The sequence below is a fragment of the Pseudomonas sp. M5A4_2d genome (assembly GCF_053345295.1).
In genome coordinates this window covers 340541-347093 of the sequence record NZ_JBKEZW010000008.1, presented here as the reverse complement: position 1 = coordinate 347093, position 6553 = coordinate 340541, and the positions used below count along the sequence as shown (strand labels likewise).

9 protein-coding genes and 4 tRNA genes are annotated in these 6553 nt (G+C 53.7%); all 13 read left to right on the top strand.

What is annotated here, in order from left to right; all coding sequences use genetic code 11:
- The first annotated feature begins 199 nt into the window (after positions 1-199).
- The 13 genes from birA to rplL all read left to right on the top strand — a co-directional run bounded on the left by birA (position 200) and on the right by rplL (position 6361).
- Complete coding sequence (gene birA, locus ACLBW8_RS20530; RefSeq protein WP_064454361.1) at positions 200-1159, top strand: bifunctional biotin--[acetyl-CoA-carboxylase] ligase/biotin operon repressor BirA; 960 nt, start codon at positions 200-202, stop codon at positions 1157-1159.
- A complete protein-coding gene (locus ACLBW8_RS20525; protein WP_064454360.1) occupies positions 1149-1898 on the top strand; it encodes a pantothenate kinase in 750 nt (249 codons plus the stop codon). Before birA ends, ACLBW8_RS20525 begins: the two co-directional genes overlap by 11 nt.
- Before the next feature lie 7 nt (positions 1899-1905).
- The gene (locus ACLBW8_RS20520; protein WP_064454359.1) at positions 1906-2352 is read left to right on the top strand and encodes a hypothetical protein; all 447 of its coding nucleotides are present in this window, start codon (positions 1906-1908) and stop codon (positions 2350-2352) included.
- Between the two features lie 142 nt (positions 2353-2494).
- Positions 2495-2579, top strand: a tRNA-Tyr gene (locus ACLBW8_RS20515).
- Between the two features lie 24 nt (positions 2580-2603).
- A tRNA-Gly gene (locus tag ACLBW8_RS20510) sits at positions 2604-2677 on the top strand.
- 26 nt (positions 2678-2703) lie between these two features.
- Positions 2704-2779, top strand: a tRNA-Thr gene (locus tag ACLBW8_RS20505).
- A gap of 161 nt (positions 2780-2940) precedes the next feature.
- Positions 2941-3016: transfer RNA gene (locus tag ACLBW8_RS20500), tRNA-Trp, on the top strand.
- A 45-nt stretch (positions 3017-3061) separates the two neighbouring features.
- Positions 3062-3430: a preprotein translocase subunit SecE gene (gene secE, locus ACLBW8_RS20495; protein WP_003194658.1), complete on the top strand. Its 369-nt coding sequence runs from the start codon at positions 3062-3064 to the stop codon at positions 3428-3430.
- A 9-nt stretch (positions 3431-3439) separates the two neighbouring features.
- Positions 3440-3973, top strand: a complete 534-nt coding sequence (nusG, locus tag ACLBW8_RS20490) for a transcription termination/antitermination protein NusG (RefSeq protein ID WP_003176436.1) — start codon at positions 3440-3442, stop codon at positions 3971-3973.
- A 117-nt stretch (positions 3974-4090) separates the two neighbouring features.
- The gene (rplK, locus tag ACLBW8_RS20485) at positions 4091-4522 is read left to right on the top strand and encodes a 50S ribosomal protein L11 (RefSeq protein WP_003210097.1); all 432 of its coding nucleotides are present in this window, start codon (positions 4091-4093) and stop codon (positions 4520-4522) included.
- A complete protein-coding gene (rplA, locus tag ACLBW8_RS20480) occupies positions 4522-5217 on the top strand; it encodes a 50S ribosomal protein L1 (protein ID WP_447806181.1) in 696 nt (231 codons plus the stop codon). Before rplK ends, rplA begins: the two co-directional genes overlap by 1 nt.
- 199 nt (positions 5218-5416) lie before the next feature.
- Positions 5417-5917 (top strand): 50S ribosomal protein L10, encoded by a 501-nt coding sequence (rplJ, locus tag ACLBW8_RS20475; protein WP_056861893.1) that lies wholly within the window; start codon positions 5417-5419, stop codon positions 5915-5917.
- A gap of 78 nt (positions 5918-5995) precedes the next feature.
- Positions 5996-6361, top strand: coding sequence for a 50S ribosomal protein L7/L12 (rplL, locus tag ACLBW8_RS20470; RefSeq protein WP_064454358.1), 366 nt, complete (start codon positions 5996-5998; stop codon positions 6359-6361).
- The last annotated feature ends 192 nt before the right edge of the window (positions 6362-6553 follow it).

The window sequence follows — 6553 nt, the reverse complement described above, 5'->3', positions numbered from 1 at the left end:
TTCCCCATGTGAGAGTAGGTCATCGTCAAGATTAAATTCCAGAACCCCTGTTTGCTAACGCAGACAGGGGTTTTGTTTTGGGCGGTCGAAAAGTACAAAGGGGCTTATTGCGGCCGCCTACAGTGCTAAACCCCGTCCTTTCTATGCAATGGCCTTATGCATGGCTATCATGCGTGCCTCATTGTGAGGCGATACTTGCATGCTGACGTTGTTAGAACTTCTGAAAGATGGCCGATTCCACTCTGGAGAAGCGCTGGGTGCTGCCTTGGGCGTCAGTCGCAGTGCTGTTTGGAAGCAGCTCCAGCATCTTGAGTCTGAATTGAACCTGCCCATTCATAAAGTCCGTGGCAAGGGGTATCAGCTTGCGTCCCCGTTGGTTTTCTTGAGCGCTAAAGAAATTGAAGCGAATGCTGCTTCTTTGGTGTGGCCCGTTTACATCTCTGACTCCATTGACTCCACTAATGCTGAAGCCTTGCGCCTTGTCGGCGCAGGCTGCACGGCGCCATTTCTGGTGCTTGCAGAGCAGCAAACTGCAGGAAGGGGTAGGCGAGGCCGTAAGTGGGTTAGCCCGTTTGCTCAAAATGTGTATTACAGCCTTGTCTTGCGCATTGACGGGGGGCTGCGGCAGTTAGAGGGGCTCAGTCTTGTTGTCGGCTTGGCGGTCATGCAGTGCCTCCGCGAGCTGGGTGTGAAAGGCGCGGCCTTGAAGTGGCCAAACGACGTCCTGGTGGGGCACAAAAAAATTGCTGGTATCTTGCTTGAATTGGTAGGAGATCCTGCAGACATCTGCCACGTTGTCCTTGGAATAGGTATCAACGTAAACATGCAAAAGGCTGCGGAGGTCGATCAGCAGTGGACTTCAGCACAGCTGGAAACAGGTTCTACTGTGGATCGCAACGACCTGGTTGCACGGCTGGGGCTGCAATTGCAAAGTTATCTGCAGCGACATAAAGCTTTCGGCTTTACTGCGCTCCAAGAAGAGTGGGAGCAAAATCATTTGTGGCAGGGACGGGCCGTATCCCTCATTGCGGGCGTTAACCAGATTGATGGGATTGTGCTAGGGATCGACCACCAAGGCGCGCTGCGCTTGAATGTCGATGGTGTCGAGAAAATATACAGCGGTGGTGAGTTAAGCCTGAGGTTGCGTGATGATTCTTGAGCTCGACTGTGGGAATAGCTTTATCAAATGGCGTGTACTCGATTCGCACATGGCCGGGGTATCTTCCGAAGGTATTGTCGGTTCGGATCTCGCATTGATTGAGAGTCTGGTAGCGATACCAGGGTTGTCTCTGACGCGTTGCCGTTTGGTGAGTGTTCGTGCTTCGCAGGAGACTGGGCAGTTGGTTGAGGCGTTGCAGGGGGCTTTCGGTGTTGTCGTCTCCTGTGCTGCTCCGGCGCGAGAAATGGCTGGCGTTCGTAATGGCTACGAAGAGTATGAGCGTCTTGGGCTCGATCGATGGTTGGCAATGCTGGGGGGGTTCAAGTTGGCGTCAGGAGCCTGTCTGGTGCTCGACTTTGGTACGGCGGCGACCGCAGATTTTATTGCTGCTGACGGTGAGCACCTTGGCGGCTTTATATGTCCAGGGATGCCCCTCATGCGCAGTCAACTGCGAACCCACACTCGCAAGATTCGCTACGACGACGTTGCGGCCGAGCAAGCTGTGGAGCGCCTCTCGCCCGGTCGAACGACTGTGGAGGCGGTTGAGCGAGGTTGTACGCTAATGCTCAGGGGGTTTGTATTGACTCAGCTTGAGCTGGCTCAAAGCTATTGGGGCGATAATTTCACGGTTTTTCTAACGGGTGGGGATGCTGACCTGGTCTCGGATGCTGTGCCGCAGGCTCGCCATGTTCCTGATCTGGTTTTTGTTGGTCTGGCGATGGCGTGCCCTTTGTCCTGAGGTATTTATGCGTTGGCTGTTTTTGCTTTTGCTCGTTCTCAATGCCTTCTATTACATTTGGCATCAACAAGAAGCGCCGTTGCGCGCTAAGGACGTAACGCCCCTGAGTCTCTATAAGGGCTCTCAGCAGGATATTCGCCTGTTAAGTGAGTCTTCTGATCCAATGGTTCGGCGTGATCGAGTAAAGGCCCCAGACGCACAAAATACCTGCTTATACATAGGTGGGTTTACTGATCAGAGGCAGGCGCAGTCGATGGAGCAGCGCCTTACAAGCCTGGATATAAAGGTCAAGGTGCAATTGCTCAATACTGCTGAGGCATCCGGCTACTGGCTCCGTGTAGCCCCGGAAAGCAGGCGCCTGGCTGACGATCTGCCGTTTGAAAACCTTGCTAAGGAATTCAATGAGTTAAAACATAAAATAATGTTGTGCGAAGGCGTTGCAACTGTCGAATAGTTTGCATAGAATGGCGCCCGCTTCGCAGTGAAGACCTTTACGGTCTACAGCGTGAAGCGAAGGTCAACGCAGCTAACCTCATATTTTTAATGAGAAAATGCTTGACAGAAGGCCGGCGTGATGTAGAATGCCGGCTCGCTTAGGAGGGGTTCCCGAGCGGCCAAAGGGATCAGACTGTAAATCTGACGTCTACGACTTCGAAGGTTCGAATCCTTCCCCCTCCACCATTTTTAGCGTGAGCTGCAAGCTCCGCGGGTATAGTTTAGTGGTAGAACCTCAGCCTTCCAAGCTGATGATGCGGGTTCGATTCCCGCTACCCGCTCCAAGTTTGCAGGTTGTGCACGGTGTTTTGCTCTTGTAGCTCAGTTGGTAGAGCACACCCTTGGTAAGGGTGAGGTCAGCGGTTCAAATCCGCTCAAGAGCTCCATATAACAAGGCAGATATGAAAATATCTGCCTTTGTTTTAACAGCTGCCTCGGCTTGATAGTGTTGTATCTGGCTTTATCGTCAGGTGATTTCAAGTCTGTTGGGGTTGGTTGTTGTAATGTCTTTTTCAGGCCTGCATAATGGTCGGCCTGATTTTGTTTTAGGTCAGTAGCTCAATTGGCAGAGCGACGGTCTCCAAAACCGTAGGTTGGGGGTTCGATTCCCTCCTGACCTGCCAGATTCACGTGGTGTATCTGGCTTTCTTTTCACAGGATCTTCATAGATGACTCCTAAGGCTGAAGCTCAAAGCTCTCGTTTCGATCTCGTCAAGTGGCTCGCCGTAGTCGCGTTGGTGGTCGTAGGCGTTGTTGGCAATCAGTATTATTCTGCTTCGCCGATCCTGTACCGTGTGCTCGCTTTGCTGGCCCTTGCTGCTGTAGCTGCCTTTGTAGGCCTGCAGACTGCCAAAGGCAAGTCTTTCGCGGTCCTGGTAAAGGAAGCTCGCACCGAAATCCGTAAAGTCGTTTGGCCGACTCGCCAAGAAACCACGCAGACCACGTTGATCGTTGTGGCTGTTGTTCTGGTTATGGCGTTGCTGTTGTGGGGGCTTGATTCCCTGCTCGGCTGGCTTGTTTCCTTGATTGTTGGCTAAGGGTGTCCCGTGGCTAAGCGTTGGTACGTTGTGCATGCTTACTCGGGTTACGAGAAGCATGTTATGCGCTCTTTGCTAGAGCGCGTAAAGCTGGCAGGCATGGAAGATGGCTTCGGCGAAATTCTGGTTCCCACTGAAGAAGTGGTTGAAATGCGGAATGGTCAGAAGCGCAAAAGCGAACGCAAGTTCTTCCCTGGCTACGTGCTGGTTCAGATGGACATGAATGAAGGTACTTGGCACTTAGTCAAGGACACTCCTCGTGTCATGGGCTTCATTGGCGGTACTGCCGATAAGCCTGCTCCTATCACTGACAAAGAGGCGGAAGCGATTCTGCGTCGTGTTGCTGATGGTAGCGACAAGCCTAAGCCGAAGACGTTGTTCGAGCCGGGTGAGGTTGTTCGTGTCACAGATGGTCCGTTTGCTGATTTCAACGGCACCGTCGAAGAAGTTAACTACGAAAAGAGCCGGATCCAAGTGGCAGTGCTCATTTTCGGTCGCTCTACTCCGGTAGAGTTGGAGTTCAGCCAGGTCGAGAAGGTCTAGCTGAGCAAGCATCCCAACCCCGCAGCCTTAGGCTGTGGGGTTTTGTCGTCACTGGGATAAACGCGCAAGTAACCGGGGAGCCTTTCGAGGCGTTTGAACCCGTAATTGGAGTGCCTCATGGCCAAGAAGATTACCGCTTACATCAAGCTGCAAGTGAAGGCCGCTCAGGCCAACCCTAGTCCACCTGTCGGCCCGGCTCTGGGTCAGCACGGCGTGAACATCATGGAATTCTGCAAGGCCTTCAACGCCCGTACTCAGGGTATTGAGCCAGGTCTGCCGACTCCAGTGATCATCACTGTATACAGCGACCGTAGCTTCACTTTCGAAACCAAGTCGACCCCGGCTTCGGTTTTGTTGAAGAAGGCTGCAGGTCTGACTAGCGGTTCCGCTCGTCCTAACACCGTTAAGGTTGGCACCGTAACTCGTGCTCAGCTGGAAGAAATCGCGAAAACCAAAAACGCGGATCTGACTGCAGCTGATATGGATGCAGCCGTGCGTACCATCGCCGGTTCTGCTCGTAGCATGGGCCTTAACGTGGAGGGTGTGTAATGGCTAAGCTGACCAAGCGCCAAAAGGCTATCGCCGGCAAAATCGAAGCAGGCAAGGCCTACAATTTTGTAGACGCTGCTGCCCTGCTGACTGAGCTGTCGACTGTCAAGTTCAGCGAGTCCGTTGACGTTGCTGTAAACCTGGGTGTTGACCCACGTAAATCCGACCAGGTCGTTCGTAGCGCTACTGTGCTGCCACACGGTACTGGCAAGACTGTACGTGTTGCTGTCTTCACCCAAGGCCCAGCAGCTGAAGCTGCTCTGGCCGTCGGCGCCGATCGCGTTGGTATGGACGACCTGGCTGCCGAAATGAAAGGCGGCGACCTGAACTACGACGTAGTTATTGCTTCCCCGGATGCAATGCGCGTTGTAGGTCAGCTGGGCCAGATCCTCGGTCCACGTGGTCTGATGCCTAACCCTAAAGTCGGCACCGTAACGCCAGACGTAGCTACCGCGGTTAAAAACGCCAAGGCTGGTCAGGTTCGTTATCGCACCGACAAAAACGGCATCATTCACACCTCCGTTGGCAAAGTCGGCTTCGACGCCGTCAAGCTGAAGGAAAACGTTGAAGCCCTGATCGCTGATCTTAAGCGTATCAAGCCAGCTTCCTCGAAAGGTATCTACGTTAAGCGCGTTACCCTGAGCACCACTATGGGCCCAGGCCTGGTCATCGACCAAGGCTCGCTGGACGTATAAGACACAAGTTGTCGCGAGAGATCGCGGCAACTGAAAAAATTGGGGTCCCTGCCTGGCGGGGGCTATCCAAGACCGTAGGCGGCGCAAGCCTTAAACCTCAAGCCTACGCAGATGGTGCTCCCGGTTCCTTACCGAATCAGACACCAAAACGACATCCGGCTTCGGCCAGGTGAAACGGTAACAAGCAGGAGTTAAACCCGTGGCAATTAATCTCGAAGACAAGAAGGCCATCGTCGCTGAAGTCAACGAGGCTGCCAAAGCTGCTCTGTCCGCTGTCGTGGCTGATGCCCGTGGTGTGACAGTAAGCGCTATGACCGGACTCCGTAAAGAGGCTCGTGAAGCTGGCGTATACGTACGTGTTGTACGTAATACCCTGCTCAAGCGCGCTGTTGCTGACACTGAATACAGTGTCCTCAACGACGTGTTCACTGGCCCGACTCTGATCGCGTTCTCCAAAGATCATCCGGGTGCTGCTGCCCGTTTGTTCAAGGAATTCGCCAAGAGTCAGGATAAGTTCGAGATCAAGGCAGCTGCGTTCGAGGGCAAGTTCCTCGCAGCTAACCAAATCGACGTACTGGCAACACTGCCGACCCGTAACGAAGCTATTTCTCAGCTGATGAGCGTGATTCAAGGCGCTACCAGCAAGTTGGCTCGTACTCTGGCCGCAGTTCGCGAGCAAAAAGAAGCTGCCGCAGCCTAAGGCTGAGCGACTTCTTTCGCGTATTTTTGTTTATTTCGATGGCCGCGTAGGCCGTCCCCCAATTCAGGAAATACAGCAATGTCTATCTCCCAAGACGATATCCTCAACGCCGTAGCTGAAATGTCGGTTCTGCAGGTTGTTGAGCTGATCAAAGCTTTCGAAGAAAAATTCGGCGTTTCCGCTGCCGCTGCTTCTGCTGGCCCAGCTGCTGCTGCAGTTGTTGCTGAAGAGCAAACCGAATTCAACGTCATGCTGCTGGAAGCTGGCGAGAAGAAAGTAAACGTGATCAAGGCAGTACGTGAACTGACCGGTCTGGGCCTGAAAGAAGCCAAGGCTGTAGTTGACGGCGCTCCTGCCCAGGTTCTGGAAGCAGTGTCGAAAGACGCCGCTGACAAAGCCAAAGCAGTGCTGGAAGAAGCAGGCGCTAAAGTCGAGCTGAAGTAAGCATCGACCTTGCGTCTCCAGCCCAAGCGTTAAGCTGAAGGCTGATGGCTGGTGGCTCTTGCCACCGGCCTTTTTCCGTTCTTGGCTGTCGACTCGGTCGCCGCCATTAACGCGCTGTAGCCACCCGATGCGGTGGTGCAAACCATGGGGTTTGCGAGATTTTCTGGCTGCTCCCGTCGGGAGGGGCCAAAC

What these genes read in the sequence shown, in the direction of transcription:
- rplK (WP_003210097.1), top strand. Translation starts at nt 4,091, where the DNA reads ATGGCCAAGAAGATTACCGCTTACATCAAGCTGCAAGTGAAGGCCGCT.
- ACLBW8_RS20520 (WP_064454359.1), top strand. Translation starts at nt 1,906, where the DNA reads ATGCGTTGGCTGTTTTTGCTTTTGCTCGTTCTCAATGCCTTCTATTAC.
- rplA (WP_447806181.1), top strand. Translation starts at nt 4,522, where the DNA reads ATGGCTAAGCTGACCAAGCGCCAAAAGGCTATCGCCGGCAAAATCGAA.
- secE (WP_003194658.1), top strand. Translation starts at nt 3,062, where the DNA reads ATGACTCCTAAGGCTGAAGCTCAAAGCTCTCGTTTCGATCTCGTCAAG.
- rplL (WP_064454358.1), top strand. Translation starts at nt 5,996, where the DNA reads ATGTCTATCTCCCAAGACGATATCCTCAACGCCGTAGCTGAAATGTCG.
- ACLBW8_RS20525 (WP_064454360.1), top strand. Translation starts at nt 1,149, where the DNA reads ATGATTCTTGAGCTCGACTGTGGGAATAGCTTTATCAAATGGCGTGTA.
- birA (WP_064454361.1), top strand. Translation starts at nt 200, where the DNA reads ATGCTGACGTTGTTAGAACTTCTGAAAGATGGCCGATTCCACTCTGGA.